The organism is Mycolicibacterium chlorophenolicum, from assembly GCF_001044235.1.
GTDB classification, from domain to species: domain Bacteria; phylum Actinomycetota; class Actinomycetes; order Mycobacteriales; family Mycobacteriaceae; genus Mycobacterium; species Mycobacterium chlorophenolicum.
In genome coordinates, this window is record NZ_JYNL01000064.1 from 751,501 (window position 1) to 778,465 (window position 26,965).

Sequence of the window (26,965 nt, forward strand, 5' to 3'; positions counted from 1 at the left end):
TGTCCCTCGACGAGATGTTCACCGACCTGCTGCACACCGAGGACGATGCGCTGCGCGCGGCCCGCGACGCCGGATCCGCGGCGGGGATGCCCGCCATCGAGGTCTCGGCGCAGCACGCCAAACTGCTGTCGCTGTGGGTGCGGGTCGCCAAGGCGCGCCGGGTCCTCGAGATCGGCACTCTGGCCGGCTACTCCACGATCGCGCTGGCCCGGGCCGTCGGGTCCGACGGCTCGGTGATCAGCCTCGAATTCGAGCCGGCGCACGCCGAGGTGGCGCGCGCCAACCTGGAGCGGGCGGGCGTGGCCGACCGTGTCGAGATCATCGTCGGCGCCGCGCTGGACACGCTGCCCACACTGGCCGACCGGGCACCGTTCGACCTGGTGTTCATCGACGCCGACAAGGAGAACAACGTCGCCTACGTCGAGTGGGCCATCACCCTCGGCGCCCCCGGAACCGTGATCATCGTCGACAACATCGCACGCTTCGGGCGCGTACTGCATCCCCGGCCCGACGATCGGCAGGCGCAGGCCGTGCGCGACATGCTCGCGATGATGGGCGCCCATCCACGCCTGGACACCGCCGCGATCCAGACCGTCGGCACCAAGGGATGGGACGGCTTCGCGGTCGCGGTGGTCGGTTAACGCCAGGCCGCGCGGTCCACGACGGTGCCGCGGTGCATCACCCGGTCGCCGACCACGCCGTCGTGGTCGGCTTTGTGCATGACGCAGCGGTTGTCCCAGATCACCACGTCGTCGGGCTGCCACTGGTGCCGAAAGACGTTGTCCGGCCGGGTCGAATGCGTCAGCAGCTCGTCGATCAACTCCGCCGCGGCCTCCGGTGCCATCCCGCTGACCTCCCGGCAGCGCTGCCGGGTCGACAGGTACAGCGCCGTTCGCCCGGACAGCGGATGCCGCAGCACCAGGGGATGCTGTGCCGAGGTCTCGGCGCCCTCGTCGAGGTCGAGCCCGGTGACGACGTGGGTGACGACGCGCTGGCGGATGCGGGCCTGCACGTCCCGCGGCAGCGTGTCGTACGCGTTGAACTGGTTGGTGAACAGCGTGTGCCCGCCGCACTCGGGCACCGTCACGGCGCGCAGCGCGGTGTAGGCCGGCGGGCAGCGCAGATAGCTGGTGTCGACGTGGAACGACGAGCGCGGCGCCCGGGTCCGGCCCACGTTGGTGATGACGTTGAGCAGCGGGGCATGCGGGACCGGGGTCTCCCCGGTGGTGAACACCAGCTCGCCGAAGCTCTGCAGGAACCGCACGAAATCTTCGTCGTCGACGCGCTGGCCGGGCAGCACGAGCACCCCGTGCACCGCGAGCAGCGCGCGCAGGTGCGCGACGACCGTCGGGTCCAGTGGGCCCACCCGGACCCCGCGCACCTGGGCGCCGATCGGGTGTCGGGTGGTGATCTCGATCGTCATGCCGCCTCGATGCGCGCCTCATGGCACAGGGTGTCGAACAATGCCGGGAGCGAATATCCGTGCGCGGCAGCCATTTTCACGATCACGCTGGACGGGGCGAACGAGCAGTACGGCCCGGCCTCCAGGAACCACGGCACCCCGTCGGGATCGATGCGGAAGTCGAAGAGCCCGTAGTGCCGGCAGCCCAGCGCCCGGAAGCAGGCCCGCGCCGCACGCCACACCGGTTCGACCACCGGGTCGTCGTCAGAGACGATCCACGCGCGTCCCGCGTCGCCGGCCACCAGGCGCAGATCCCCGCCGCCGGAGCGGCCGAGCTTGTCCGCGGGCAGCCGGATCGGGGCGTCGAGCGCGTACTCCTCCAACGGCAGGCACACGAGCCCGCCGTCGACTTCCAGGACGCCGCAGCGTACTTCGCGTCCGAGCGGCACATACGTCTCGACCACCACGTCCGCCGAGTACGACCTGGCGCTGCCCACCGCGGCGCCCAACGCCGCGCGGTCGGTGACCAGCGACACCCCCATCGAGTTGTCCGAACGCGCGGGTTTCACCACGACGGGCAGCGGCAGGTCCACCTCGTCGGCGCGCGTCACGACCCGGCCCGCCGGCACCGCGACACCGTGGGCGGCGACCAGCGCACGGGCGACCGCCTTGTCCGCGGTGTTGGCCATCACCGTGGCGGTGTTCCCGAGGAAGGGCAGCCCCAGAACGTCGAGCAGTGCCCGATACGATGTCATCCCGGGGTGGCAGAACATCTGCGGCAGAACGACATCCACGCGCATCTCGGCGAGCCGGGAGATGCCCGTCGCGGCCGGCAGCGGTTCGGCCGCGGCCAGGCTCTCCGCGTCGAGGCCGTCGGGAAACTGCCAGGTGCCGCCGGGTGCGACGTAGGCGAACCCGACCCGGTGCTGCTCGACCAGCGCCGCCGCGCTGGCGCGCGCGTACAGCCGCGACAGCTCCGCGTGGAACTCGTCGACCGGAGACCCGACGAGCTGAATGACGTTGCGCCCCAAGTCAGTCACCGCCCGATTCGACGAGCTTGCCGATGTTGAAGTCGATGCGCCGCCACCCGCGCCGGCGTCGCAGGTTGTCGACGAGCAGGGCCGGGATCTGCAGGTGGTACACCCCGAGATAGGGCAGCGGGTCCCACCCCGCGAAGATCGCGTCCCGGCCCTCGGCGATCACCCGCAGTCGCCGCAGCCGGTCGGGTCCACGCAGCAGGCGCCACAGCTCGTGGTAGATCCAGTACGTCGGGGTCGAACCCGGCAGCGGGGTGATCGCGGTGGCCCGGTCCTCCAGGTACGCCTGCGCCACGTCGGGGTGGTCGTGGAACATCGTGATCGCGCTGTGGGTGCGGGGATTGCACTCGATCGCGTACACGCGTCCGTCGGCCGCCTCGATGAAGTCGAACGAGACCTGACCGGTGAGCCCGAGTGCCGCGGCGAAGCGGGTGACCCACGCCCGGATCGCCGGCCGGTCGACGAACCGGTAATTCAGTTGCACCGCTGAGGATTCACAGCAGCCGTACACGGTGACGGCGCCGTCGCGCACGGTGGAGTGCGTGCAGTACTCCTGGCCGTCGACGTATTCCTGCAGCAGCCACGGGTCGCCGGGCGAGATCTCGAGGCTGTGCGCGAACGCCGCGTTGTGTTCGGGGGTGTCGCGGTGCAGACGCGTCAGATCGGTGCGGCCGACCGGGTTGTAGGACAGCCTCTTGAGGATGTAGGAGCGGCCCGGGGCGAAGTCGAAGCGCTCGATGTCGCGGGGGTCGGTGACGAGCACGGACTCCGGCACCGTCAGGCCGATCGAGGTGGCCAGCCTGCTGAAGTCGCGCTTGTCGTCGAGCGTCGCGATGAGCGCCGCCGAGCCGTGCAGGATCTCGCAGTGCCCGCCCACCAGATCCCGGACGGCTGCTTCGGGCACGCTGGCCGCCGGGCTGGACACCGGCACGAAGACGTCCACCTCCTCGGCGGCGATGATGTCCGCCAGGGCCTGGGCGTAGTGCGGATCCGACGCCTCGGGCGTGCAGTGGAACGCCGACACCGCGCGGGAGAAGCGGTGACCGGTCCAGCGGTACTTGGCCGACTCGGCGAGCACCACCCGGTGCCCGGCCAGATGGAACGCGCGGGCCAGGTGCAGCGCCTTGGTCATCTTGCCGCCGCTGACGAGCACCGTCCGCGGCCGGGTGGCGGCGCGGACGGCGGGACGCGGCGCGCGCCGCAGCAGCGCCAGCCCGGTCACGGCGAGGTCGACGGGCAGCGTCGCGGTCAGGGCGGCGAGGACGGCGAGGGTGCGGGCGGCGTCGGGAGGACGCCGCACCGCACCCGCCGGGGCGGCCCGGTCTGTGGTTTCCGCGGTGAGGGTCATCGCGGGAGCGGACGGATCAGGGTCAGCCCGTCGCGGACGGGGATGAGCACCTGTTCGGTCCGCGGGTCGTCGGCCAGGGCGCGGTTGAATGCCGCGATGGCCCTGCCGTTCTCGGTGACGGCGTCACCGGCAGTCCACGGCTGGCCCTGCATCAGCGTGTTGTCCACGGCGATCACCGCACCGGGCGCCAGCAGGGTCGAGTCGAGCAGCAGGTCGAGGTAGCCCTGGTAGCCGCTCTTGTCGGCGTCGACGAACACGATGTCGAACGGGGGCTCCCCGCCGTCGGCGAGCCGGCGCAGCGTCTCCAGTGCGGGACCCTGCTCGATCCGGATCCGGTCCCCGATGCCGGAGCTGTCGAACGCGGCCCGGGCGATCTCGGCGGCGCCGGCATCGATCTCGCACGCGACCACGACGCCGTGCGCGGGCAGCGCCTCGGCCATGGCCAGCGCGGAGTACCCGGTGAACATGCCGATCTCGAGCACCCGCGCCGCGGAGGTCATCCGAACCAGGAACTTGAGCAGCTGTCCCTCGACGTGCCCGGACAGCATCTCCTGTTCCAGCCCGTCGCGCCACAGGTGGGCGCGGGTGCGCCGGGCCAGGTCGGCCAGCGCCGGCGACTCCCCGGTGGTGTTGGCCTCCAGGTAGGGATCCAGACCGGCCGCGAGATCCCTTGCCCGGCAGAGCTTCTCGATGGTCACCGCGTCGACGGACGGCTGCGCACGCACATGGTCGCACAGCTCGGCGAGCTGCTGGGCGAGGATGGTCGTCGGCGTGACCGGCCGCGGCACCGCGGCGAGGACCTCAGCCATCGACGGTGGCGGCGGTGAACGCGTCGATGCCGTCGCCCCCGCGGTCGTACTCGGCGCACAGCTTCTTGTGCAGCGTCAGCGTGTCGACGAGCTCGTCGACGGTGACGTCGTTGAGGAAGCGGCAGGTTCCGATCGGGTCGGGCACCGCGGCGCGCAGGATCCCGTCGCGGGTGCGCAGGATCGCCGCCGTCGCCCGCTCGAGCAGCTCGGGTGTCAGGTACTCGGAATCCAGCGCCAGACCGAGCGCGCTCATCGTGGCCAGCACGCGGTCGCGGCCGCCGGCGGTGAGCAGGCCCCGGCGCTCGGCCAGCGTGACCGACAGCGCCATGTCGATGCTGATCGCGTGGCCGTGGAAGAACGGCGTCGGCGGGGTCAGCTCCAGCGTGGGGCTCCAGGTGTGGCCGAACGCGATGACCCGGTCCAGGTCGATCTCGTGCAGGTTCGGTGCTTCCAGCTCGAGCATGGTGGCGATCGCCTGGTAGGTCAGCCGGTGCGCGGTGGCCCGCAGCAGCGGCGTGCCGTCCTGGTGGCCGAATCGGGTGGCGAGTAGTTCGGGTCCGAAACGTTCGAGCAGGTCGAAGATCTCGGCGTTGCCGACGACGGAGATCTTGATCAGCTCGGCCATGCCGTTGCGGATCTGGTCCTCGGGCAGTGTCTTGAGGAACGAGAAGTCCAGGAACACCTGCTGCGAGGCGTGGTAGGCGCCCAGCCGGTTCTTGTGGTGGCCGTGGTTGACGGCCACCTTGATCGACACGCTCGCGTCGATCAGCCCGATCAGCGTGGTGGGGATCCGGATGTAGGGCGTGTTGCGCCGGTAGCTCGCACACGCGAATCCCGCGACGTCCGTGGTCAATCCGCCGCCGACGACGAGCACCGGTTCGGTGCGCACGAGGCCGAAGTGATCGAACTCGGTGACGATGCGTTCGAAGGTCTCCAGCGACTTGGCGGTCTCGTGGATGTGGACGCCGATCACGGTCAGATCGATCCCGTGGTGGTCGAAGTACGCGTCGATGCTGTCGCGGTAGAGGTCGTAGACGACCTCGTCGATGACCATCAGCGTGCGTCCGTACCGACGGTAGGCGTCGGCGAGTTGGGTGTTGTCGATGTCGAATACGCCGTCGACGTAGGTCAGGTCGTAGGAGATGCGTTCATAGCCTTCGACGTGGAAGTTGCGCTCGGAGGCGGTGACTCGTGCGGTGAGGTCGCTCATGCGGGCAGGCTCCGTTCGTTCCGGTCAGGCGGCGGCCAACGCCACCACGCGGTCGGCGTCGAGGTGGTCGGCGGTGTCGGTGGCTTCGTCGAAGTCGGCACCGGCGGTGTTGGCGTTGGGGAAGGCGATGCAGCGCAGCCCGGCGGCGAGGGCGGCGCGCACGCCGCCGATGTTGTCCTCGATGGCGACGGCGTCGGCGGGCTCGATGTCGAGCCAGTCGAGTGCGAGCTGGTAGGCCGCCGGCGCGGGTTTGGGTTCGTCGACGTGGTCGTCGTACACGACGATGTCGAAGGTGGAGGCGTCGATGTCGGGTTCGAGCGCCGCGAGCAGGGCGTCGACGTTGGCCTTCGACGTGGTGGTGACGAATCCGACCTTGTGGCCGGCCGCCTTGGCTCCCTCGATGGTCTCGCGCACTCCGGGCCGCGGGCTCAGCGTCGCTTCGGCGAGCAGCTTCTGGAACAGCTGCGACTTGGTGGCGTGCACGGCGGCGGCGTCGACGTCCTGGCCGCGCTCGGCGGCGTAGTCGGCGACGCGCTGCGCGCCGCCGTTTGAACCGAGCAGGGAGCGGTATTCCTCCTGCGACCAGGTCCAGTCCAGCCCGTGCTGGGCGAAGGCCTCGTTGAACGCCTGACGTTGCAGTTCCGATGTGTCGGCCAGGGTGCTGATCGATCCGAACAGGATGGCGGGCATGGGGTTTCCCTTCTGGGGGCGGTGGGGGGACCGTGGCATCGCCGGCGCCGGGTGCTCGACGCGGATGCGAGGAAATGCTCTCGAATTACCATTACTGGATCTAGAGTTCATTAGTACACACCAAAATCACTAATGAAAAGGGCGTCCACCAATCCAGTTTCTGACGCATTGGTGACGCGATCGCAGCCGCAACGGGAAGGGCCCATGGTGCCCAGCACTCAGGACAGGGATGGCGAGGACGCGCGCGTGGCCCGGACGCGCACGGACGTGTCGCGCGCCGCTCTCGACGTGCTGCGCACCGAGGGATTCGACGAGGTCACGCACGCCCGGGTCGCCGAGAGTGCGGGGTATTCGAAGACCACGCTGTACGCCCACTGGCCCACCCGGCTGGACCTGGTGCGCCTGGCCCTCGACGCGCTCGGGGAGTTGCCGCACCACCCGGTGAGCGGGGATCTGCGGGCCGATCTGATCGGTGAGCTCACGGTGTTCCGGCGCTCGATCACCGAGATGCGGCTCGATCGCCTCGTCTTCGGGCTGGCGCAGTCGGCCACCACCGCGGCCGCCGCCCGGCTCCGGGACCGGGTCAACGCCGAGGGTCAGCGTCCGCTGCGGGAGTTGTTGGGGCAGCGGTTCTCCGGTGCCCGGCTGGACGCGGCGCTGTCGATGTTGACCGGAGTGGTGACGTGTCCGTCGCTGATGTTCGGCGCCCTACCGGCCGACGCGGTGGTCGAGGCGGCGGTGGACATCGTGCTCGCGGGCGGGCAGTGACTCCTCAGCCGACGGTGTCCCACAGCGGTGAGGCCGCCGCAGCGCGCAGTGCGTCGACGATCGCCGGCTCGTGGGACCGGAACCGCTCGGTGGGTGCCGGAACGGAGATCGCCAGCACATGGCCGCCCGGTACCCGCCTGGCGACCCCGGCGGCCGAGATCCCGGCCGTGTGTTCGTCGCGGTCGTAGGCGATGCCGGTGCGCCGCACCTCGCGGATCTCCTCGGCCACTGCGGCGGGTACCTCGTCGTCGTCGAGGAGTGCCAGCGCGGCCTTGCCGTTCGCGGTGTCGGTCAACGGGAACCGGGCGCCGATCGCCGACACCGCCCGCAACCGGTGCGGGGATTCGATCTGGTCGATGAACCACATCTGCCGGCCCCGCAGCACCGACAGGTCGACCGTCTCGCCGGTCGCCGACGCGACGGCGTCGAGCACGGGGCGCAGCGCGGCCGCCAGATGCGCACCGTCGGCACTCGCCAGGCCCAGCAACCGGTCGCCGAGGCGGTAGCGGCCCGCGTCGTCGACCGCGGCGAACCCGACGTCGACGAGGGCGACCAGCAGGCGGCGTGCCGTCGACTTGGCCAGCCCGAGGTTCGCCGCGATGTCGCCCGGCCGCAGCAGATTGGGCGCGGTGGCGATTTCGTCGAGTGCCGCGGCGGCCCGGCGCAGCGCCTGCAGCCCGTCGTCACGGGTCGAGTCGCGAGTGCGCTGATTCTCGTCCGCCGGCGCCATGCCGAGCACTATAGTGATCCGCTGTATGAACCACCATGATCCGTTATCCGGATCAGGTCAGCGGAGGGCAGAGCGGTGGCGGATCTTCCGGACGGGCGGCACTTCTTCCGCGGGGACGACGGCTACGAGCAGGCCCGCGCCCAGACGGTGTGGAATGCCCGCACCCCCGAGCGCTATCCCGACGTCGTCGTGCAGGCCGTCGACGCCGACGAGGTGGTCGCCGCCGTGCGGTACGCCGCGCAGCACGACATGCGGATCGGCGTCCGCTCCGGCGGCCACAGTTGGGCCGGCAACCACGTGCGCGACGGCGGCATGCTGCTCGACGTCAGCCGCCTCGACGACTGCGTGATCGACACCGACACCCGGACCGCCGTCGTCGGGCCGGGGATGGGCGGCAGCGTGCTCGCCGGCCGGCTGGACCGCCAGGGGCTGTTCTTCCCGGCCGGGCACTGCAAGGGCGTGCGCATCGGCGGCTACCTGCTGCAGGGCGGCTACGGGTGGAACAGCCGCGTCCTCGGCCCTGCGTGCGAGAGCGTGCTCGGCCTGGACGTGGTGACCGCCGACGGCGAGCGCCTGCACATCGACGCCGAGCACCACCCCGATCTCTACTGGGCGGCCCGCGGCTCCGGTCCGGGCTTCTTCGCCGTCGTCGTCGCGTTCCACCTGCGGCTCTACCCGCGTCCGCCGGTGTGCGGCAGCAGCCTCTACGTGTATCCGATGGCGTGTGCGGAGGAGATCTACCCGTGGGCGCGCGCGATCAGCGCCGAGGTGGACCGCCGGGTGGAACTGCAGATCGTGGCGTCGCGGGCGGTGCCCGGCGCCGGCATCGACAGCCCGTCGATCGTGTTGGCGTCCCCGGTGTTCGCCGACTCCGAGGCGGAGGCGACGGCTGCGCTGGCCCTGCTGGACACCTGCCCGGTGCGGGACCGGGCGAGCATCGCGGTGCCGTACGCGCCGTCGGACCTGGACACCTGGTACGCGGGGGTGATGAGCAACTACCCGACCGGGTACCGGTACGGCACCGACAACATGTGGACCTCGGCGACCGCGGACGAACTGATGCCGGGGATCCACCGGATCCTCGAGACGATGCCGCCGCACCCGGCGCATTTCCTGTGGCTGAACTGGGGGCCGTCGCCGCAGCGGCAGGACATGGCCTACAGCCTCGAAGACGAGATCTACCTCGCGCTCTACGGGGTGTGGCGCGACGCCGCCGACGACGACGCCCACGGCGACTGGGCGCGGTCGAACCTCGCCACGATGGAGCACCTCCAGACCGGGGTCCAGCTGGCCGACGAGAACCTGGGCCGCCGCCCCGCCCCGTTCGCCACCGACGCCGCGATGGCCGAGCTGGACCGGGTCCGGTCGGTCTACGACCCGGCGGGCCGGTTCCACAGCTGGATGGGACGGGTGTGATGGCGTATCTGGGGTACCGGGCCGGCGACGCCGACACCGCGTGGGGGTCTTTCTTCGATCCGCACATGGCGCCGCTACCCGGCCACGTGGTCGACGCGCTGCACCACGGTCCGCAGGCCGACCAGATGCTGCTCGATTTCGCCTGTGCCGCAGATCTTCTCGACGACGGATACCTCCCCACCGAGACCGGTTACGCGCGGCTGCGCCGGGGCGGCTTCGCGGTGTCGGTGCTGACCGACATGCCGGGGGTGACGCCGCGGATGTGGGACTGGTGGTTCGGCTGGCACGGCAGCGATGCACGCCGGTACAAGCTGTGGCATCCGCGCGCGCACGCGTCGGCGCGATGGGCCGACGGCGGCGGTGACGGACACTATGTCGGGCGCACGTCGCTGGTCGAGGAGTACCTCGGGTCGATGTACACCAAGGCGGCCATCCGCTTCGTGTCCCCGGAGGAGCTGGGACTGCCGGCGCACCGACTCGGCGACTCCGTGGCCGTGTGCGCGCGGCTGGGGTCCGCGGAGCTCCCGGTGGACATCGGCTGGCTGGTGCACCAGGTCCGGCCCACGGCCGGCGGGTCCGAGATGCGCTCGCGGTTCTGGATGGGCGGGCCGGAGATCGGGGCCCGGCACGGGAACCTGTTCGCCAACAGCATGATTCGTCCGGTGGCGGAGCGCCGGCTACCTGACCCGCGTGATCTGATGGTGCACTGCGCCCAGGAGATGAACCACCTCGCCGGGTTCCTGCCCGCGCTGTACGAGCGGTTCGGTTAGCTCCCTCGACCGATCGCGGCCGGGGGTGCTGCCTTCCTGGGCGCGCCGGCGTTGCGATTCGTCCCGACGAGTGACCAACGTCCCGCGGCGAGATGATCTAGCGCCCTGACGCTCGAGGGTCACGACGGCGCACGATCACGCTCATGAAATTTCTGATCATCTGTGCGTCGGTCTCCAACGGGAACACCCGTCGGGTCGCCGACAGCATGGCCGAAGTGCTGGGTGCCGACGTCGTGACGCCCGAGGCGGTCGACGTCGATTCGCTCGGACAGTACGACCTCATCGGATTCGGGTCGGGCGTCTACTTCATGGCGGTGCATCCGCGGCTGTGGAATCTGGTGCGCCGGTTGCCGGTGGACGACACCGGCACTCGGCGCGCGTTCACGTTCTTCACCAGCGGCGCGCGCCGGATGCGCTTGCTGGATTACGGTGGCCCGCTGGGTCGCAAGCTCGCGGCGAAGGGCTTCGACGTGCTGGATTCGTTCTGGTGTCTGGGTTGCGACACGGTCGGCCCGTTGAAACTCCTCGGCGGGGTGAACAAGGGGCGGCCGAACGAGACCGACCTCGAGCAGGCCGCGGAGTTCGCCGAGCGGCTTCGGCGGCGGGTCGAGATCGCGCAGGCACCACCCATGCTGTGACGCAGGTTCCCGAGACGGGTACACCAGAGCCGTGTGGACAGTGAGCAGACAGATCTCCGCGCCCGCCGACGCGGTGTGGCACCTCCTCGTCGACCTCGACGCGTGGCCGCAGTGGGGGCCGACCGTCGCGGGCGCCGAACTCGACGGCGGTGGGTTCGAACTGGGGGCGACCGGCCGGGTGTGGACGCCGGTGGGAGTGCCGCTGCCGTTCACCATCACCGAACTCGACCAGGGACGGTCCTGGGCGTGGCGCGTCGCCGGTGTGCCCGCCACGCACCACGGCGTGGAACCGACCGCCGACGGGTGCCGGGCGTGGATGAGCGCACCGGTGTGGGCGCCCGCCTATCTCCCCGTGCTCGCGGTGGCGCTGGGGCGCATCGAGGCGATGGCGGTTGATTCCCGCACCGACGGGTAACCCTGCGCCGTCGGGACACCCCTATCGAGGAGCACATCGTGATCGGAACCATCATCGGCGCAATCGTCGTCGGTCTCATCGTCGGAGCACTGGCCAGGCTGGTCATGCCCGGCAAGCAGAACATCGGCGTGCTGATGACCATCGTGCTCGGCGCCCTCGGGTCCTTCCTGGGCGCCTGGGTGTCCTACAAGCTGGGCTACTCGAATCAGAACGGCGGATTCAAGATCATCCCGTTCCTGGTCGGCATCATCTTCGCGATCGTGCTGATCGCCGCCTACCTGGGCATCACCGGCCGGCGCGGCACGAAGCCACGCGTCTAGATGGCCATCACCGAATCCCGCGAGACCGTCATCGAGGCGTCGCCCGCGGAGATCATGGACGTGCTGTTCGACCTCGAGTCGCTGACCGAATGGTCCTCGGCGCACCAGGAGGTCGAGATCCTCGAACGCGACGACCAGGGCCGGCCCGCCCGGTCCCGGCAGGTGGTCAAGATCGTCGGCATCAGCGACGAGCAGGTGCTCGACTACGCGGTCCACGACGACGGTGTCAGTTGGACGCTGGTGAGCTCCTCGCAGCAGCGCGCTCAGGACGCCCGGTACACGCTGGTTCCCGAGGGCGACACCACGCGGGTGAGGTTCGAGTTGACCGTCGATCCGACGGTGCCCCTGCCGGGGTTCGTGGTGAAGCGGGGCGCCAAGGGATTGATGGAGACGGCCACCGAGGGGCTGCGCAAACGGGTGCTCGACGTCAAGGGGCGGTGATCGGGCCGAAGATTTTTCGGCCTGACCCGCCCGACGGATCAATCGTCGAGTGCGTCTTCGGTGCCGCATCTGCGTGGATCAGCCGCGTCGTGTCGGCAGATCGGGACGAGAGCGGCTGGTAGAGCGACGGAATAGCTTGCGGGTGGTGGGGAGCGGCTCTACCGTGAGCCACACCACATTCCCCACCCGAAGGATCGCCGATGGAGCGCAACGGAGGCGACGTCGTCGTCGAGACGCTGACGGCGCTCGGCGCGTCGCACGTCTTCGGGATCCCCGGGCAGAACGCGCTGGGCCTGTTCGACGCGATCCGGCGCAGCGACCTGACATTCGTCAGCTCGCGGGTCGAGAACAACTCGGCATTCGGCGCCGACGGTTACGCCAGGGCCACCGGCCAGGTCGGCGTGCTGTTCCTGTCGACCGGACCGGGTGCGCTGACCGCACTGGGTGCGCTGCAGGAGGCCTACGCCACCGGTGTGCCGCTACTGGTGATCGTCAGCCAGGTGCCGCGGGCGGCGATGGGCCTGCGCCGCGGTGCGCTGCACCAACTCGACGATCAGCAGCGCAGCGCCGTCAACGTTACGAAAAGCACGGCGGTGGCGCAGCATTCGGGCCAGCTGCCGAGTCTGCTCGCCGACGCGTGGTCGCTGGCGCAGTCCGCGCCCGCCGGTCCCACCTGGGTGGAGATCCCGCAGGACGTGCTCCTCGAGCCGACCGATGTGCCGCCGGTGACCTCCGTCGTCACCGCCGTCACGGTTCGCCCGCCGCGCGCCGAGGTGGTCGCCGAGGCCGCGGCTCTCCTCAGCGCCGCGCAGCGACCGGTGATCCTCGCCGGCGGTGGCGTGCGTCGCTCCCGTGGCGGCGCGCAGGCACTGGTCGCGCTCGCCGAACTGCTGAACGCGCCGGTGGTGTCGACCGTGGGCGGCAAGGGCGCCATCCGGTTCGACCATCCGCTGTCCGCGGCGTCGTGGATCGAGGACCGGCACACCACGTCGTTGCTCGAGGACGCCGACGTGCTCCTCGCGGTGGGCACGGCGATGGGGGAGGTGACGAGCAACTACTTCACCCTCACCCCCAAGGGCACCGTGATCCACGTCGACGCCGAAGCCCGGGTGCTGGCGGCCAACCATCCGGCGCTCGCCGTCCACGCCGATGCCGCGCAGGCGCTGACCGCGATCGCCGCCCAGGTGACACCGCGGACGAGCACCGACGGTGCCGACATCGCCGCGGCCCTGCGGGCGGCCGTCGAGGACCGGCTCGCCGGCCAGGACGTCGCGGCCGAGCGCGCCCTGATCCGTGACCTGAGGTCCGCGACTCCCGCTGCGGCACAGACGTTCTGGGACATGACGATCGCCGGGTACTGGGCGTGGTCGGCGTGGGACCCGCTCGACGGCGAGTTCCACTCAGCGCAGGGAGCGGGCGGACTGGGCTTCGCGTTCCCCGCCGCGGTGGCGGCCGCGATCGGCACCGGGCAGCGCACGCTCGCCGTGTCCGGCGACGGCGGCGCGATGTACTCGATCGCCGAGTTGGCCACCGCACGCCAGCACGACGCCGACGTCACGTGGCTGATCGTCGACGACGGCGGCTACGGCATCCTGCGCGAGTACATGACCGGGGAGTTCGGCCAGGCCACCGCCACCGAGCTCGCCCGGCCCGACTTCGCCGCTCTGGCAGCGAGTTTCGGTGTCCCGGCGCACCGGGCCACCCTGGACACCGTCGGCGAGGTCGTCGCCGGCACCTTCACGGCACGCGGACCCGCCGTTGTCGTCCTTCCCGCAACGCTGCGGATGTTCTCAGCCACCTAGGAGTTCACCATGGGCAAGCCGCTCGACATCGCGATCATCGTCGTCTACCTCGTCGCCATGCTGGCGTTCGGATTCTGGGGCAAGACCAGGACCAAGGACTCGGCCGACTTCCTGGTCGCGGGACGGCGGCTGGGCCCGACGCTGTACACCGGCACGATGGCCGCCGTGGTGCTGGGCGGCGCGTCGACCGTCGGCGGCGTCGGCCTCGGCTACAAGTGGGGTCTGTCGGGGATGTGGCTGGTGGTCTCCATCGCCGTCGGTCTGCTGGCGCTGAGCCTGTTCTTCGCCGGCCGCATCCAGCGGCTGCGGGTCTACACCGTCGCGCAGATGCTGCGGCTGCGCTACGGCGTCGATGCCACGTCGTCGTCCGGGCTGGTCATGGCCGCCTACACGCTGATGCTGTCGGTGACGTCGACGATCGCCTACGCCACGGTGTTCAACGTGCTGTTCGGCACCGACCGCACGATCTCGGTGATCATCGGCGGCGCGGTGGTGATGCTGTACTCGTCGATCGGCGGCATGTGGTCGATCACGCTCACCGACATGGTGCAGTTCGTCCTCAAGACCATCGGCATCTTCGCCCTGCTGCTGCCGTTCACGCTGAGCAAGGCGGGCGGCTTCGCCGGTATCCGGGAGCGCGCGGGCGATGCGGTGTTCGACCTCGGGGCGATCGGGATGCCCACCATCATCACGTTTTTCGTCGTGTACAGCTTCGGCATGCTGATCGGCCAGGACATCTGGCAGCGGGTGTTCACCGCGCGTTCCCCGCAGGTCGCCAAGTGGGGCGGCACCACGGCGGCGCTGTACTGCGTGCTGTACGGCATCGCCGGCGCGGTGATCGGCATGGCGGCCTCGACGTTCCTGCCCGACATCGAGGCCAAAGACGACGTGTACGCCCAGATCGCGGAGAGCATCCTGCCGGTGGGGATCAGCGGGCTGGTGCTCGCCGCGGCGGTCGCGGCGATGATGTCCACCGCGTCCGGAGCCCTGATCGCCACCGCGACCGTCGCCCGCACCGACGTGAAACCGTTGCTGCAGAGGCTGATCGGGCGCACCACGGACGACGAGAACACCGAACGCGACGTGCACTCCGACCGGCTGTACGTGGTGGTGCTCGGCATCGTGGTGATCGTCATCGCCGCACTGCTGAACGACGTGGTCGCCGCGCTGACGATCGCCTACGACATCCTGGTGGGCGGACTGCTGGTCGCCATCCTGGGCGGGTTCCTGTGGAAGCGGGCCACCGGGGCCGGGGCGCTGTGGTCAATGGCGGTCGGCACCGTCGTCACGCTGGGCACGATGGTGATCGTCGGCGACGTGCTCGCCAACGAGCCCATCTACTACGGGCTGGCCGCCAGCCTCGTGGTCTACGTGATCGCGAGCCTGGCGACGCCGCGCACCTCCCCCGCGGTTCTCGACGAGTGGGACGCCCGGCTCGCGGGCCGGGAGCACGCCGACCAGAGGGCTCCGCGCACCGTCAGCTGACCGGCACGATGTCGGCGGCGCCCAGCCGTGCACCGTCGGCGGTCTCGTCGTCGGGCATGGCCTGGCTCTCCCGCTCGGCGGCGACGCGGGCCAGGTAGTGCGCGATCTCCCGCTCCTTCTGCTCGTCGGACCAGCCGAGTAGCGGAGCCATCAGATCGGCGACTTCCGAACAGGATTCGGTGCCGCGGTCGAACGTCTCGATCGAGATGCGCGTGCGCCGGCACAGGATGTCGTCCAGGTGCAGCGCGCCCTCGTGGGTGGTGCCGTACACCACCTCGGCGCGCAGATAGTCGTCGGCCGCGGCCAGCGGCGCACCGAGCGACGGATCCTCCCGGATCAGGGCGAGGATCTCGCCGATCATCGAGCCGTACCGGTTCAGCAGCGCGGCGATGCGCGACTCGTTGAGGCCGGACTCGGCCGCAAGTTGGGTCCGCGCATTCCACATCGCCCGGTAGCCCTCGGCGCCCAGCAGTGGCACATCGTCGGTGATGCAGCCCGGAATCCGCCGGTCGAAGGTCTCACCCAGGCCGTGGACGGCCTCGTCGACCGCGTCCTTGGCCATCACCCGGTAGGTGGTGTACTTGCCGCCGGCGATCACCACCAGACCCGGAACACTGTGCGCCACAGCGTGTTCGCGGGACAGCGCCGAGGTGTCGGCGCTCTCGCCCGCGAGCAGCGGCCGCAGCCCCGCGAACACGCCCTCCACATCGGCCTCGGTGAGCGGCGTCCGCAGCACCGTGTTGACCTGGTCGAGCAGGTAGCGGATGTCCTTCTGGCTCGCCGCCGGATGGGCCTTGTCCAGCGACCAGTCGGTGTCGGTGGTGCCGATGATCCAGTGCCGGCCCCACGGGATGACGAACAGCACCGAGGTCTCGGTGCGCAGGATGATGCCGGTCGAGGAGCGGATCCGGTCCCGCGGCACCACCAGGTGGATGCCCTTGCTCGAGCGCACGTGGAACTGACCGCGCTCGTTGGCCAGCGTCTGGGTGTCGTCGGTCCACACACCGGTGGCGTTGATCACCTGACGCGCCCGCAGGGTGTACTCGCGGCCGGATTCCAGGTCCACCACGCGGGCACCGGTGACCCGCTCACCCTCGCGGATCAGGTCGACCACTCGGGTGCGGGTGGCGACCCGCGCGCCGTAGGCGGCCGCGGTGCGGGCGATGGTCATGGTGTGCCGGGCGTCGTCGACCTGCGCGTCGTAGTACTGGAGGGCGCCGACGAGCGCGTCCTTGCTCAGCGACGGCGCGGCGCGCAGCGCACCGCGTCGGGTCAGGTGCCGGTGCAACGGAACCCCGGCGCCGTGGCCGGACGCTTTCGACATCGCGTCGTAGAGCGCGAGACCGGCGCCCAGATACAGCCGCTCCCATCCGCGGTGCTTGAGCGGATAGAGGAATTTGACGGGCCGGACCAGGTGCGGCGCCAATTTCTCGAGCATCAGGCCGCGTTCGGAGAGCGCCTCGGCGACCAGCCCGAAGTCGAGCATCTCCAGGTAGCGCAGCCCGCCGTGGATCAGCTTGCTGGAGCGGCTCGACGTCCCGGAGGCGAGGTCGCGGGCCTCGACCAGACCGGTCCGCAGGCCCCGGGTGGCGGCGTCGAGGGCGGCGCCGGCGCCGACCACCCCGCCTCCGATGATCAGGATGTCCAGCGGTTCGTCCGCCATGTCGGTCAGGGCGGCGTCCCGGTTGCGGGGGGACAGTGGAAGGGATTGCATGAGTTGACCTTTCGGGGTCGAGGGTGTCGGGGGTGCGGTCAGCTGACGTCCACCCAGTCGAGCGTGCGCGAGACGGCCTTGCTCCACTGGGCGTGGCCGGTCTGCCGCTGCTCGTCGGACCACTGCGGTTGCCAGCGCTTGTCTTCGAGCCAGTTCTTGCGCAGCTCGTCGGTGTCCTTCCAGAACCCGACGGCCAGCCCGGCGGCGTAGGCGGCGCCCAGCGCGGTGGTCTCGGCGACCACGGGCTTGACCACGTCGACCCCGAGCACGTCGGCCTGGATCTGCATGCACAGGTTGTTGGCGGTGATGCCGCCGTCGACCTTCAGCACCTCCAGGTGCACGCCGGAATCGGCCTCCATCGCCTCCACGACGTCGCGGCTCTGGTAGCAGATCGCCTCCAGCGTGGCGCGGGCCACGTGCGCGTTGGTGTTGAACCGGGACAGCCCGACGATCGCGCCCCGCGCGTCGGACCGCCAGTGGGGGGCGAACAGCCCCGAGAACGCCGGCACGAAGTAGACGCCGCCGTTGTCCTCGACCTGTCGTGCCAGCACCTCCGATTGTGCTGCGCCGCTGATGATCCCGAGCTGATCGCGCAGCCACTGGACGGCCGAGCCGGTGACGGCGATGGAACCCTCCAGCGCGTAGACGGCGTCGGCGTCACCGAGCTTGTAGGCGACCGTGGTCAGCAGTCCGGACTTGGATCGCACGATGTCGGTGCCGGTGTTGATCAGCATGAAGTTGCCGGTGCCGTAGGTGTTCTTGGCCTCTCCCGGGGCGAAGCACACCTGGCCGACGGTGGCCGCCTGCTGGTCGCCCAGGGCACCGGTGAGCGGCACCTCGCCGCCCAGCGGGCCGTCGGCGAGGGTCATGCCGTACGGCTCCGGGGAGGACGAGGGCACGATCTCGGGGAGCATCTGGCGCGGAATCCCGAAGAGCGACAACAGTTCGTCGTCCCAGTCCAGGGTCTCCAGGTTCATCAGCATGGTGCGGCTGGCGTTGGTGACGTCGGTGACGTGCACGCCGCCGTGGCTGCCGCCGGTCAGCCGCCACAGCAGCCAGCTGTCGGTGTTGCCGAACAGGGCCTCGCCGCGTTCGGCGGCCTCGCGGACGCCGTCGACGTTGTCGAGGATCCACTTGATCTTGCCGCCGGAGAAGTAGGTCGCCGGTGGCAGACCCGCCTTGTGCCGGATGGTGTCACCGTGGCCCTGGGCCTCCAGCGCGCTGGCGATCCGGTCGGTGCGGGTGTCCTGCCAGACGATCGCGTTGTAGTAGGGCCGGCCGGTGCGCTTGTTCCACACCACGGTCGTCTCGCGCTGGTTGGTGATCCCGAGCGCGGCGAGGTCGCTGCTGACCAGACCGGCCTTGCCGAGCGCCGTCTGGATGACCGAGGAGGTGCGCTCCCAGATCTCCACCGGGTTGTGCTCGACCCAGCCGGCCTGCGGCAGGATCTGCTCGTGTTCGAGCTGATGTGCGGCGATCACGTTGCCGCCGTGGTCGAAGACCATGAAGCGGGTGCTGGTGGTGCCTTGGTCGACGGATCCGACGAAATCGGGCATGGGAATGACCTTTCTGAGGGGGTGGGTTCGGTGCGGGGTGATCAGCGGTCTTGGAGCTCGGCGGGTTGCTCGACGCCGATCTCCTGGGGCTGCGTCGCGGGGGGCAGGAACCTCTCGATGCCGTAGACGAACAGCGCACCGCCGATCAGACCGCCGATGATGGGGGCGACGATCGGCACCCAGACGTAGAGTTCGGGACCGTTCGCCGAGAACATCGCCTCCTGGTAGCCGGTGATCCAGGACGCCAGGCGGGGGCCGAAGTCGCGTGCCGGGTTGATCGCGTAGCCGGCGTTGGTGCCCCACGCCATGCCGATCGCGACGACGAGGAGACCGATGATCAGCGGTGCGGTGTTGGCCAGCGGCGGATTGTTGATGGCGCTGGTCAGCGCGAAGATCACCATGACCAGCAGCGCGGTGCCGACGATCTGGTCGGCGAACGCGGTCATGACCGACACGCCCTCGCCGGGTGAGGTGGAGAAGATGCCCTGCGTCGCCTTGGTGTGGCCGGCGTCCACGGCGGCGATCTGGTCGGCGTAGACCACGCGGACGATCAACGCGCCCACGAATGCCCCGATCATCTGGGCTCCGATGTAGGGCAGCACTTTTCGCCGTTCGAACCCACGGAAGACGGTGAGCGCCACGGTGACCGCGGGATTGAGGTGGGCGCCGCTGATCCGGCCGGCGACGAAGACGGCCATCGTCACGCCGAGCCCCCACCCGAAGGCGATCGAGTTGTGATCGCCCGAGGTGACCGAGTCGGGGAACCCGCCGGTCACTACCTGGGCGACCACGCCGCAGCCGAACAGGACCAGGATCGCGGTGCCCAGCAGCTCGCCGGACAGTTCGCCGAGTAGTGGGTGTTTGGTTTTCATCGTTGCTTCCTCCGTGTGCGTGTCGGTACGTCCCTTGAAGCGGGCACTCGATCGATGACGTGCTGCGAACGTAAGGAGGGAATGTGACGCGCATCAACCGGCGTTGTTCGACAATGTCGAACGGAGCCCAGTGGCCCCCGTCTCAGCGCCTTCAGTCAGGAGCATCTCCATGCCCGGTCCCATCCAGGCCATCGCCCGCGCCACCGCGATCATCGACCTGGTCGAACGCAGTGGCCGCGCGATGCAGCTGCGCGAGATCGCGCAGGAGGTGGACCTGTCCAAGACCACGACCCACGGCATCCTGCGGACCCTGGTCGACCTCGAGTACCTCGACCAGGACCCCGACACCGGTGACTACTCGCCGGGTCCGCGGCTGTCCTCCCACGACGTCGTGGAGCTCGACGGCAACGACCTGCGCTCGGCGGCGATGCCCTGGGCGGACGCGCTGGCCCTGAGCACCGGCACGGAGGTGCTGATGACGATGCTCGACGGCCAGGAGGCCGAGATCGTCCACCATGTGTTCCGTCCGGACGATCGGCGCCAGACCCTCCGGGTCGGTGAGCGCCTGCCGCTGCACGCCACGGGATGCGGCAAGCTCCTGCTGGCGTATTCGCCTCTGCGGGAACGACTTCTGCGCAACCTCACGCTGGACCGCTTCACCCGACGGACGTCGACCAACCGCTCCCGGCTGGCCGCGGCGGTGGCGCGGATCAGGGCGGAGGGGGTCGCGACCGCAGACGGCGAGTGCGATCCGGACTCCGCCGACATCGCGGTTCCCGTGCACGGTCGGCGCTCCACGGTGGCGGCGATGGCGGTGCACGGGGCGCCGGAGGAGTTGCTGCGCAGCGACGGGACACCGCGCGAGGACCTCCTCGACGATCTGCGGCACGCGGCCGCGGCGGTGATGCTGGCGCTCGAGTCGGCCCGGTGAGCGATCAACGGGTGATCGCCGCGATCGACCTCGGCACGACGTCTGCGCGCTGCATGGTGTTCGACCAGCGCGCCCGTATGCTCGCCATCGCGCAGCGCGAGCAACGGCAGAGCTTCCCGCAGCCGGGCTGGGCCGAACAGGATGCACTCGAGTTGTGGCGCAACGTGCGCCGCATCGTGCCCGAGGCGCTGAAGGCGGCGGGGCTGGACCGCTCCCACGTCGTCGCCCTCGGCATCGCCAACCAACGGGAGACCACGGTGGTGTGGGACCGCCGCACGGGCCGGCCGGTGGCGCCGGCGATCACGTGGCAGGACACCAGATCCGGACCGGTGGTCGACCAGATCGCTTCGCATGCCGCGGATTTCCGCCGGATCGCCGAACTCGATCCGGCCACCTACTTCGCCGCGCCGCGGCTGCGGTGGCTGCTCGACAACGTCCGCGGGCTCGAAGCGCGGGCCCGCCGGGGCGACGTCCTGTTCGGCACGCTGGAGACGTGGCTGATCTGGAACCTGACCGGCGGACCCAAGGGCGGCGTCCACGTCACCGACGTGACCAACGCGAGCAGGACCCTGCTGATGGATCTGCACACCTTGCAGTGGAGCTTGAAACTGTTGGGGCACTTCGACATTCCGGAGGCGATGATGCCCCGGATCGTGTCGAACGGCGAGGTGTACGGCCGGTGCACGACGGTCGTTCCCGGAGTGCCCATCGCGGCCGCGCTGGGTGATCAGCAGGCTGCGCTGTTCGGCCAGCTGTGCTTCGAGCCCAGCGACGCCAAGTGCACCTGCGGCACCGGCGCCTTCCTGCTGATGAACGTCGGCACCTCGATCGTCCGGTCCGACCACGGCCTGCTGTCGACGGTCGCGTATGCGGCGCCGGGGGAGGAGACCAGGTACGCGCTGGAGGGACCGATCGCGGTCGCCGGCTCGCTGGTCCAGTGGTTCCGCGATGCGCTCGGGGTCATCAACACGGCACCCCAGATCGAGACGCTGGCGCGGACCGTCGAGGACAACGGCGGCTGCTACATCGTGCCCGCGTTCTCCGGAATCTTCTCTCCGCACTAGGATTCCGAGGCCCGCGGCATCGTGGTCGGCCTGACGTCCTACATCACCCGGGGGCATCTGGCGCGCGCGGTGCTGGAGGCGGTCGCGTGGCAGACGTGGGAGGTGGTGAACGCGATGACGATCGACTCGGGGGTGCCGCTCGCACGGCTGGCCGTCGACGGCGGGATGACGTCGAACCACCTGCTCATGCAGTTCGTCGCCGACGTGCTCGACGTCCCGGTGATGCGGCCCTTCGTGTCCGAGACGGTGTCGCTGGGCGCGGCCTACGCCGCCGGGCTCGCGGTCGGGTACTGGCCCGACCGCGCCGCGCTGCGCGCCCACCGCCACGTCGCCGCGGCGTGGTATCCGAACATGGATGCGCGGCTGCGCAGACGGGAGGCCGCCGGCTGGCGGTCGGCGGTGTCCCGGGCGCTGACGGTCGACGAGGCCGCCGGGGCTGCCGAGGGGTAGCAGCCGATCGCTGAAAGATTCTCGGCGCTACCGCATCAGCGGGAGGTGACCGCCATCCGGGCCGCCAGCGCCACGTACGTCGCGGCGAAGGTCCGGCGCATCCACGTCACCACGCGGGGCCGCCTGATCACGTGCGTGCGCACCCCGGCGGCGAAGACGCCGTAGGCCGCGAACACGATGAGGGTGACCATCATGAAGACGCCGGAGAGCCCGAGCATCCGCAGGAACGCCGAACCCGCGGCCGGATCGACGAACTGTGGCAGGAACGCGAAGAAGAACAACGTCAGCTTCGGATTCAGCACGTTGACGCCGATCGCTGTGCCGACGATGCGCCACGGCCCGGGCGGTGCCGCCGGCCCGGACTCGGTGACCAGCTCCGAGTCGTCACGCCAGGTGAGCCACGCGAGGTACAGCAGGTACGCGACGCCCAGATACTTCAACGTCTGGAACGCCACGGCGCTGCTGTGCAGGATGGCCGCCAGCCCGCTGACCGCCGCCACCATGTGCGGGACGATGCCCAACGTGCACCCCACGGCCGCGACGATCGCCGCGCGGGTGCCGTGCGCCAGCCCGGTGGCCACGGCATAGAGCGCACCGGTGCCCGGGGTGGCGACCACGACGAGGGTGGTCAGCAGGAAGGCGAGCGACATCTAGCTGCAGACCGCGCCGCCGGCGGCCGAACCGACCAGCTTGGTGTACTTGGCCAGCACGCCGGTGGTGTAGCGGGGCGGCAGCGGCTCGAAACCTGCCTTGCGCGAGTCGAATTCGGCCTCGTCGACCAGCACGTCAAGCGTGCCCTTGGCGACGTCGAGGCGGATGCGGTCACCGTCGCGCAGGAACGCGATCGGGCCGCCGTCGACGGCCTCGGGCGCGATGTGCCCGACGCACAGCCCGGTGGTGCCGCCGGAGAACCGGCCGTCGGTCATCAGCAGCACGTCCTTGCCGAGGCCCGCGCCCTTGATCGCGCCGGTGATCGCGAGCATCTCCCGCATGCCCGGACCGCCCTTGGGGCCCTCGTAGCGGATCACCACGACGTCGCCGTGGGTGATGGTGCCGTCCTCGAGCGCATCGAGTGCTGCCCGCTCGCGCTCGAAAACCCGTGCGGTGCCTTCGAAGACGTCGGAGTCGAAGCCCGCGGACTTCACCACCGCACCCTCGGGCGCGAGCGTGCCGTGCAGGATCGTGATGCCGCCGGTCGGGTGGATCGGCTCGGACAGCGCGCGCAGCACCTTGCCGTCGGGGTCCGGGGGCGCGATGTGCGCGAGGTTCTCGGCCATCGTCTTGCCGGTCACGGTGAGGCAATCCCCGTGCAGCAGACCGGCATCGAGCAGTGCCTTCATCACGACGGGAACCCCGCCGATGCGGTCGACGTCGTTCATCACGTAGGAGCCGAACGGCTTGACGTCGGCGAGGTGGGGCACTTTGGCGCCGACGCGGGTGAAGTCTTCGAGCGTCAGCTTCACGTTGGCCTCGGCGGCGATCGCCAGCAGGTGCAGCACCGCGTTCGTGGAGCCGCCGAACGCCATCACCACGGCGATCGCGTTCTCGAACGCCTCCTTGGTGAGGATGTCGCGGGCGGTGATGCCGCGGCGCAGCAGTTCGACCACCGCGATGCCGCTCTTGCGGGCGAAGCCGTCGCGGCGGCGGTCGGTGGCGGGGGGAGCGGCCGAACCGGGCAGCGACATTCCCAGCGCCTCGGCGGCCGAGGCCATGGTGTTGGCGGTGTACATGCCGCCGCAGGCGCCCTCACCCGGACAGATGGCGCGTTCGATCGCGTCGACATCCTCGCGCGACATCAGCCCGCGCGCGCAGGCGCCGACGGCCTCGAACGCGTCGATGATGGTGACGTCCTTCTCGGTGCCGTCGCTCAGCTTGGCCTTGCCGGGCAGGATCGACCCGGCGTAGAGGAAGACGCTGGCGAGGTCGAGACGGGCGGCGGCCATCAGCATGCCGGGCAGCGACTTGTCGCAGCCGGCGAGCAGCACCGATCCGTCGAGCCGCTCGGCCTGCATGACGGTTTCCACGCTGTCGGCGATGATCTCCCGGCTCACCAGCGAGAAGTGCATGCCTTCGTGGCCCATGGAGATGCCGTCGGACACCGAGATGGTGCCGAACTCCATCGGGAAGCCGCCGGCTTCGAAGACGCCCTCTTTGACGGCCTTGGCGAGCCGGTCCAGCGACAGGTTGCACGGCGTGATCTCGTTCCACGACGACGCGACGCCGATCTGCGACTTGGCGAAGTCCTCGTCACCCATGCCGACCGCACGGAGCATGCCGCGCGCGGCGGCCTTCTCGAGACCGTCGGTGACGTCGCGAGAGCGGGGCTTGATGTCAGGCTTGGAATCGGACCTGGCGGTGGCGTCTGGGGACTGTGAGGGCATGGGCTCGATTATGCGCCTGGCGTTTCACCCGGCCAAACCGTTATGGATACCCCCGTGGGGTACTAGTACGCTGGGCGCATGATGCCGATCGCCCGCGTGGTGGCCGCCGTGTTCGCCGCCGTGATGCTGGCCGGGTGCGGCAGTTCCGGTTCGTCGTCGGGCGGTGCGGCGCCCACGTCGACCGACACCCCGGTGATCACCGGCGAACCGGCCGGGTTCAACGCCCACGACGTGACGTTCGCCCAGCAGATGATCGACCACCACCGCCAGGCCGTCGCGATGGCGAAGCTGGTGCCGGACCGCTCGACCAACGCGCAGCTGGCCGCGCTGGCCGCCCGCATCGCCGAGGAGCAGCAGTCCGAGATCAACACCCTCAACGTCTTTCTCGTGCAGTGGAACGAGCAGCCGAAGCTGGGCCAGGCCGACCAGGACGCTCCGGATCAGAGCATGCCCGGCATGGTCGACCCGGCGACGATCACGCGGTTGGAGTCGCTGCGCGGCCCCGAGTTCGACAGACTGTGGCTGCAGTCGATGGTCGGTCATCATCAGGGGGCGATCGAGATGGCGAAGGCGGAGATCGCCACGGGCGAGAACGTCGACGCCACATCGATGGCCAAGACGATGGTGTCGACGCAGCAGGCCGAGATCGGGCAGATGAACACGATGCTGGAGGGCAACCAGTGACCGAAGCAGACGACACCGCCGTCCACGGCTACTCCGCGCAGAAGGAGAACTACGCCAAGCGGCTGCGCCGTATCGAGGGGCAGGTGCGCGGCATCGCGAAGATGATCGACGAGGACAAGTACTGCATCGACATCCTCACGCAGATCAGCGCCGTCAACAGCGCCCTGCAGTCGGTGGCGCTCGGGCTCCTCGACGAGCACCTCGGCCACTGCGTCACCCATGCCGTGGAGGCCGGTGGCGCCGAGGCCGACGCGAAGCTCGCCGAGGCCTCCGCGGCGATCGCGCGCCTGGTCCGCTCCTGACGCCTAGTTCCTGGCAGCGGGCGGGGGCTCGAACGGCTGGTACCACCACCAGTCCGCACGTTCACCGGTGGGCCCGCGGCAGGGTTCGACCGCTGGAGGCAGCGTGGTCGGCGGCCGCGCCAACGACGCGGAGCTCAGCACACGTCCCGCACCGTCGGTGACGCACAGCGTGTCGGCCGTTCCGGTGATGGTGATGATCCCGCGGTGGTGAGCGCGGTGGTGGTACGGGCAGACCAGCGCGAGATTCCACAGCTCGGTGGGTCCGCCGTCCTCCCAGTGCACGAGGTGGTGGGCGTGCAGCCCCAGGGTGGCTCCGCACCCCGGCACCACACACGTGCGGTCGCGATGCTCCAGCGCGCGGCGTAGCCGACGGTTCACCGTCCGCGTGGTCCGACCCACCCCGATGGTGCGGCCGTCGCGATGGAACCACGCCTCGCAGGTGGCATCACAGGACAGGTACCGCCGATCGGAGTCGGTGAGCATCGGACCCAGATGCAGTGAGGCGACAGCGTCACGTGCATCGACGTGGACGACGACCGTGGTGCGTTGCCCGTGCGGGCGGGCAGCGACCTCGGCGTCCCACCCGGCACCCACCAAGCGCAGGAAGGCGTCGGCGGTCGTGGGCATCGGCGGCCGCTGATCGGTCTCGAGCCGTTGCCTCCATTCCGCGATCAACGCGTCCCGATGCGATTGGAGAGCCGCCTCGAAGGTCGCCGCCTCGACATGCGGAAGCGTGATCTGCCAATACGTGTAGTGCTCGTCGGTGGTCGTGGTGATCGACGGCTGCGGATCCGGATCGGGTGCGGGCGGGTCCACGTCCACGTCCACATCGACATCGGCGTCGGCGTCGGGACGGGCTTCCGGTTTGGGTTGGAGTTTCAGCGCGGTCCGCAACTGGCTGACGGTCGCGCAGTGGGCCAACTCCGCGAAGTGGGCATCGGAGCCGTGGGCCGCCCGCTGGGCGATGACACCGACCTGGTCCAGCGACAGCGTGCCTTGCCGAAGACCGCCCACGCACTGGGGGAACTCCTCGAGCCGATGCGCAACGGCCGCAATGGTTTCCGCTCGCGACGGGGACACCCCCGTCTTCCACGCGACTAGTGCCGGGATCGATCGCGCTCCCGTCGCGCCCCAGAGCCCGTCGCGCTCGATCTCGGCGACGATCTCCACGATCCGGCCGTCGATCGCGTTGCGCTGCCCGGTCAACTCCGCCAGCTCGTCGAACAACGCACCGAGCCGATCGTCGAAACTCGTCGGCGCCGGCTCAGCAGGCGCGGGTGCGGACATGCCTCCATGGTCCCTCCGAGCGGAGACGGTCAGGGCGGCAGACGCCTGCCGACGTCAGGATCTGTGGATGAATCCGGCTCTGGGGATGAAACTCTCACTCCGGCGGAGCGACGTCCTCCGGACGTTCGGGCGTGATCGCGATCGTCCGCTGACGCAGCCGACGGTGTTCGGCCACCAGCCAGCCCACCCCCGCCGACAGCGCCAGAACGGCGATCACGACACCGGCCGTGGCCAGTCCGCTGCGGCCGACGGCGAACCCGGTGAGCGAGAGCGCGAACGCGAGCAGTCCCGCGGCGATCAGGGTGTGGCCGGGCCAGCTGGCCGGATCCTTGAGCGTCTCTCCGGCGACGGGACCCACCGGCTGTGCCTCCTCGGGCATCGCGTGTTCTCTGTGTGTGTCCATGTCAGTGAGACGGTGTCAGCGGGGGCGATCCGAACGCCGA

The 26,965-nt window shown here is 70.1% G+C and carries 27 protein-coding genes and 1 pseudogene; 14 read left to right on the plus strand and 14 right to left on the minus strand.

The window, feature by feature from the left end:
* Window positions 1–14: 14 nt before the first annotated feature.
* Entirely contained in the window at window positions 15–641 is a 627-nt protein-coding gene (locus MCHLDSM_RS25975) for an O-methyltransferase (protein ID WP_407661930.1), read from the plus strand.
* Here MCHLDSM_RS25975 and MCHLDSM_RS25980 read toward each other — a convergent pair.
* From MCHLDSM_RS25980 to MCHLDSM_RS26005, 6 genes are read right to left on the minus strand one after another with little or no spacing between them, the layout of a single operon-like run.
* Window positions 638–1,423, minus strand: a complete 786-nt coding sequence (locus MCHLDSM_RS25980) for a TauD/TfdA dioxygenase family protein (RefSeq protein ID WP_048472605.1) — start codon at window positions 1,421–1,423, stop codon at window positions 638–640. The two genes, MCHLDSM_RS25975 and MCHLDSM_RS25980, sit on opposite strands and share 4 nt — an antisense overlap.
* Window positions 1,420–2,442, minus strand: a complete 1,023-nt coding sequence (locus MCHLDSM_RS25985; protein ID WP_082169072.1) for a D-alanine--D-alanine ligase family protein — start codon at window positions 2,440–2,442, stop codon at window positions 1,420–1,422. Before MCHLDSM_RS25985 ends, MCHLDSM_RS25980 begins: the two co-directional genes overlap by 4 nt.
* Window positions 2,435–3,787 carry an ATP-grasp domain-containing protein gene (locus tag MCHLDSM_RS25990; RefSeq protein ID WP_201780404.1) on the minus strand — a complete coding sequence of 451 codons (1,353 nt, stop codon included), beginning with the start codon at window positions 3,785–3,787 and terminating at the stop codon, window positions 2,435–2,437. The genes MCHLDSM_RS25985 and MCHLDSM_RS25990 overlap by 8 nt, the downstream gene beginning before the upstream one ends.
* Window positions 3,784–4,596 (minus strand): O-methyltransferase, encoded by an 813-nt coding sequence (locus tag MCHLDSM_RS25995; protein ID WP_048472606.1) that lies wholly within the window; start codon window positions 4,594–4,596, stop codon window positions 3,784–3,786. The genes MCHLDSM_RS25990 and MCHLDSM_RS25995 overlap by 4 nt, the downstream gene beginning before the upstream one ends.
* Window positions 4,589–5,806 (minus strand): sedoheptulose 7-phosphate cyclase, encoded by a 1,218-nt coding sequence (locus tag MCHLDSM_RS26000; protein ID WP_048472607.1) that lies wholly within the window; start codon window positions 5,804–5,806, stop codon window positions 4,589–4,591. The genes MCHLDSM_RS25995 and MCHLDSM_RS26000 overlap by 8 nt, the downstream gene beginning before the upstream one ends.
* Before the next feature lie 24 nt (window positions 5,807–5,830).
* Complete coding sequence (locus MCHLDSM_RS26005; RefSeq protein WP_048472608.1) at window positions 5,831–6,496, minus strand: HAD family hydrolase; 666 nt, start codon at window positions 6,494–6,496, stop codon at window positions 5,831–5,833.
* Window positions 6,497–6,742: 246 nt separating this feature from the next.
* Between MCHLDSM_RS26005 and MCHLDSM_RS26010 the strand changes: the two genes are divergently transcribed.
* Complete coding sequence (locus MCHLDSM_RS26010) at window positions 6,743–7,264, plus strand: TetR/AcrR family transcriptional regulator (protein ID WP_158023741.1); 522 nt, start codon at window positions 6,743–6,745, stop codon at window positions 7,262–7,264.
* Between the two features lie 4 nt (window positions 7,265–7,268).
* On the opposite strand, the gene MCHLDSM_RS26015 is transcribed toward MCHLDSM_RS26010, so the two are convergent.
* The gene (locus MCHLDSM_RS26015; RefSeq protein ID WP_048472992.1) at window positions 7,269–7,994 is read right to left on the minus strand and encodes an IclR family transcriptional regulator; all 726 of its coding nucleotides are present in this window, start codon (window positions 7,992–7,994) and stop codon (window positions 7,269–7,271) included.
* A 75-nt stretch (window positions 7,995–8,069) separates the two neighbouring features.
* Between MCHLDSM_RS26015 and MCHLDSM_RS26020 the strand changes: the two genes are divergently transcribed.
* The 8 genes from MCHLDSM_RS26020 to MCHLDSM_RS26055 all read left to right on the plus strand — a co-directional run bounded on the left by MCHLDSM_RS26020 (window position 8,070) and on the right by MCHLDSM_RS26055 (window position 15,281).
* A complete protein-coding gene (locus MCHLDSM_RS26020) occupies window positions 8,070–9,410 on the plus strand; it encodes an FAD-binding oxidoreductase (protein ID WP_048472610.1) in 1,341 nt (446 codons plus the stop codon).
* Window positions 9,410–10,180 carry a DAPG hydrolase family protein gene (locus MCHLDSM_RS26025; protein ID WP_048472611.1) on the plus strand — a complete coding sequence of 257 codons (771 nt, stop codon included), beginning with the start codon at window positions 9,410–9,412 and terminating at the stop codon, window positions 10,178–10,180. Before MCHLDSM_RS26020 ends, MCHLDSM_RS26025 begins: the two co-directional genes overlap by 1 nt.
* A gap of 143 nt (window positions 10,181–10,323) precedes the next feature.
* Window positions 10,324–10,818 carry a flavodoxin family protein gene (locus tag MCHLDSM_RS26030; protein ID WP_048472612.1) on the plus strand — a complete coding sequence of 165 codons (495 nt, stop codon included), beginning with the start codon at window positions 10,324–10,326 and terminating at the stop codon, window positions 10,816–10,818.
* Window positions 10,819–10,849: 31 nt separating this feature from the next.
* Entirely contained in the window at window positions 10,850–11,233 is a 384-nt protein-coding gene (locus MCHLDSM_RS26035; RefSeq protein ID WP_048472613.1) for an SRPBCC family protein, read from the plus strand.
* Window positions 11,234–11,271: 38 nt separating this feature from the next.
* On the plus strand, window positions 11,272–11,553 hold the full coding sequence (locus MCHLDSM_RS26040; RefSeq protein WP_048472614.1) for a GlsB/YeaQ/YmgE family stress response membrane protein: 282 nt from the start codon (window positions 11,272–11,274) through the stop codon (window positions 11,551–11,553).
* The gene (locus MCHLDSM_RS26045) at window positions 11,554–11,994 is read left to right on the plus strand and encodes an SRPBCC family protein (RefSeq protein WP_048472615.1); all 441 of its coding nucleotides are present in this window, start codon (window positions 11,554–11,556) and stop codon (window positions 11,992–11,994) included.
* A 200-nt stretch (window positions 11,995–12,194) separates the two neighbouring features.
* A complete protein-coding gene (locus MCHLDSM_RS26050) occupies window positions 12,195–13,796 on the plus strand; it encodes a thiamine pyrophosphate-binding protein (protein WP_048472616.1) in 1,602 nt (533 codons plus the stop codon).
* Window positions 13,797–13,805: 9 nt separating this feature from the next.
* On the plus strand, window positions 13,806–15,281 hold the full coding sequence (locus MCHLDSM_RS26055) for a sodium:solute symporter family protein (RefSeq protein WP_048472617.1): 1,476 nt from the start codon (window positions 13,806–13,808) through the stop codon (window positions 15,279–15,281).
* Here MCHLDSM_RS26055 and MCHLDSM_RS26060 read toward each other — a convergent pair.
* Genes MCHLDSM_RS26060 through MCHLDSM_RS26070 form a run of 3 tightly spaced genes read right to left on the minus strand, consistent with a single transcriptional unit; the run spans window position 15,274 to window position 19,423 of the window.
* The gene (locus tag MCHLDSM_RS26060; RefSeq protein ID WP_048472618.1) at window positions 15,274–16,995 is read right to left on the minus strand and encodes a glycerol-3-phosphate dehydrogenase/oxidase; all 1,722 of its coding nucleotides are present in this window, start codon (window positions 16,993–16,995) and stop codon (window positions 15,274–15,276) included. The two genes, MCHLDSM_RS26055 and MCHLDSM_RS26060, sit on opposite strands and share 8 nt — an antisense overlap.
* Before the next feature lie 38 nt (window positions 16,996–17,033).
* Entirely contained in the window at window positions 17,034–18,551 is a 1,518-nt protein-coding gene (glpK, locus tag MCHLDSM_RS26065; protein WP_048472619.1) for a glycerol kinase GlpK, read from the minus strand.
* A gap of 41 nt (window positions 18,552–18,592) precedes the next feature.
* Window positions 18,593–19,423: an MIP/aquaporin family protein gene (locus MCHLDSM_RS26070; RefSeq protein ID WP_048472620.1), complete on the minus strand. Its 831-nt coding sequence runs from the start codon at window positions 19,421–19,423 to the stop codon at window positions 18,593–18,595.
* 169 nt (window positions 19,424–19,592) lie between these two features.
* Between MCHLDSM_RS26070 and MCHLDSM_RS38820 the strand changes: the two genes are divergently transcribed.
* Entirely contained in the window at window positions 19,593–20,354 is a 762-nt protein-coding gene (locus tag MCHLDSM_RS38820; RefSeq protein WP_048472621.1) for an IclR family transcriptional regulator, read from the plus strand.
* A pseudogene (glpK, locus tag MCHLDSM_RS26080) lies at window positions 20,351–21,868 on the plus strand (glycerol kinase GlpK). Before MCHLDSM_RS38820 ends, glpK (MCHLDSM_RS26080) begins: the two are co-directional and overlap by 4 nt.
* Before the next feature lie 35 nt (window positions 21,869–21,903).
* On the opposite strand, the gene MCHLDSM_RS26085 reads toward glpK (MCHLDSM_RS26080), so the two are convergent.
* A complete protein-coding gene (locus MCHLDSM_RS26085; protein ID WP_048472622.1) occupies window positions 21,904–22,518 on the minus strand; it encodes a LysE family translocator in 615 nt (204 codons plus the stop codon).
* A complete protein-coding gene (gene ilvD / locus MCHLDSM_RS26090) occupies window positions 22,519–24,249 on the minus strand; it encodes a dihydroxy-acid dehydratase (RefSeq protein WP_048472623.1) in 1,731 nt (576 codons plus the stop codon).
* A gap of 78 nt (window positions 24,250–24,327) precedes the next feature.
* Between ilvD and MCHLDSM_RS26095 the strand changes: the two genes are divergently transcribed.
* Together MCHLDSM_RS26095 and ricR are read left to right on the plus strand one after the other, a co-directional pair.
* Window positions 24,328–24,933, plus strand: a complete 606-nt coding sequence (locus tag MCHLDSM_RS26095) for a DUF305 domain-containing protein (protein WP_048472624.1) — start codon at window positions 24,328–24,330, stop codon at window positions 24,931–24,933.
* Window positions 24,930–25,235, plus strand: coding sequence for a copper-sensing transcriptional repressor RicR (gene ricR, locus MCHLDSM_RS26100; protein WP_048472625.1), 306 nt, complete (start codon window positions 24,930–24,932; stop codon window positions 25,233–25,235). Before MCHLDSM_RS26095 ends, ricR begins: the two co-directional genes overlap by 4 nt.
* A gap of 3 nt (window positions 25,236–25,238) precedes the next feature.
* Here the strand turns inward: ricR and MCHLDSM_RS26105 are convergent, their stop codons facing one another.
* On the minus strand, window positions 25,239–26,522 hold the full coding sequence (locus MCHLDSM_RS26105) for an HNH endonuclease signature motif containing protein (RefSeq protein WP_048472626.1): 1,284 nt from the start codon (window positions 26,520–26,522) through the stop codon (window positions 25,239–25,241).
* Between the two features lie 94 nt (window positions 26,523–26,616).
* Complete coding sequence (locus MCHLDSM_RS26110; RefSeq protein ID WP_060937664.1) at window positions 26,617–26,925, minus strand: hypothetical protein; 309 nt, start codon at window positions 26,923–26,925, stop codon at window positions 26,617–26,619.
* Window positions 26,926–26,965: the final 40 nt, after the last annotated feature.

Excerpts from the sequence above, each read along its gene's own strand:
- MCHLDSM_RS26025 (WP_048472611.1), top strand. The coding sequence starts at position 9,410 with ATGGCGTATCTGGGGTACCGGGCCGGCGACGCCGACACCGCGTGGGGG.
- MCHLDSM_RS25975 (WP_407661930.1), top strand. The coding sequence starts at position 15 with ATGTTCACCGACCTGCTGCACACCGAGGACGATGCGCTGCGCGCGGCC.
- MCHLDSM_RS26070 (WP_048472620.1), bottom strand. The coding sequence starts at position 19,423 with ATGAAAACCAAACACCCACTACTCGGCGAACTGTCCGGCGAGCTGCTG.
- MCHLDSM_RS25990 (WP_201780404.1), bottom strand. The coding sequence starts at position 3,787 with ATGACCCTCACCGCGGAAACCACAGACCGGGCCGCCCCGGCGGGTGCG.
- ilvD (WP_048472623.1), bottom strand. The coding sequence starts at position 24,249 with ATGCCCTCACAGTCCCCAGACGCCACCGCCAGGTCCGATTCCAAGCCT.
- MCHLDSM_RS26060 (WP_048472618.1), bottom strand. The coding sequence starts at position 16,995 with ATGCAATCCCTTCCACTGTCCCCCCGCAACCGGGACGCCGCCCTGACC.
- glpK (WP_048472619.1), bottom strand. The coding sequence starts at position 18,551 with ATGCCCGATTTCGTCGGATCCGTCGACCAAGGCACCACCAGCACCCGC.
- MCHLDSM_RS26005 (WP_048472608.1), bottom strand. The coding sequence starts at position 6,496 with ATGCCCGCCATCCTGTTCGGATCGATCAGCACCCTGGCCGACACATCG.
- MCHLDSM_RS26055 (WP_048472617.1), top strand. The coding sequence starts at position 13,806 with ATGGGCAAGCCGCTCGACATCGCGATCATCGTCGTCTACCTCGTCGCC.
- MCHLDSM_RS38820 (WP_048472621.1), top strand. The coding sequence starts at position 19,593 with ATGCCCGGTCCCATCCAGGCCATCGCCCGCGCCACCGCGATCATCGAC.
- MCHLDSM_RS26050 (WP_048472616.1), top strand. The coding sequence starts at position 12,195 with ATGGAGCGCAACGGAGGCGACGTCGTCGTCGAGACGCTGACGGCGCTC.
- MCHLDSM_RS25995 (WP_048472606.1), bottom strand. The coding sequence starts at position 4,596 with ATGGCTGAGGTCCTCGCCGCGGTGCCGCGGCCGGTCACGCCGACGACC.
- MCHLDSM_RS26045 (WP_048472615.1), top strand. The coding sequence starts at position 11,554 with ATGGCCATCACCGAATCCCGCGAGACCGTCATCGAGGCGTCGCCCGCG.
- MCHLDSM_RS26000 (WP_048472607.1), bottom strand. The coding sequence starts at position 5,806 with ATGAGCGACCTCACCGCACGAGTCACCGCCTCCGAGCGCAACTTCCAC.
- MCHLDSM_RS25980 (WP_048472605.1), bottom strand. The coding sequence starts at position 1,423 with ATGACGATCGAGATCACCACCCGACACCCGATCGGCGCCCAGGTGCGC.
- MCHLDSM_RS26085 (WP_048472622.1), bottom strand. The coding sequence starts at position 22,518 with ATGTCGCTCGCCTTCCTGCTGACCACCCTCGTCGTGGTCGCCACCCCG.
- MCHLDSM_RS26110 (WP_060937664.1), bottom strand. The coding sequence starts at position 26,925 with ATGGACACACACAGAGAACACGCGATGCCCGAGGAGGCACAGCCGGTG.
- MCHLDSM_RS26095 (WP_048472624.1), top strand. The coding sequence starts at position 24,328 with ATGATGCCGATCGCCCGCGTGGTGGCCGCCGTGTTCGCCGCCGTGATG.
- MCHLDSM_RS26030 (WP_048472612.1), top strand. The coding sequence starts at position 10,324 with ATGAAATTTCTGATCATCTGTGCGTCGGTCTCCAACGGGAACACCCGT.
- MCHLDSM_RS26015 (WP_048472992.1), bottom strand. The coding sequence starts at position 7,994 with ATGGCGCCGGCGGACGAGAATCAGCGCACTCGCGACTCGACCCGTGAC.
- MCHLDSM_RS26105 (WP_048472626.1), bottom strand. The coding sequence starts at position 26,522 with ATGTCCGCACCCGCGCCTGCTGAGCCGGCGCCGACGAGTTTCGACGAT.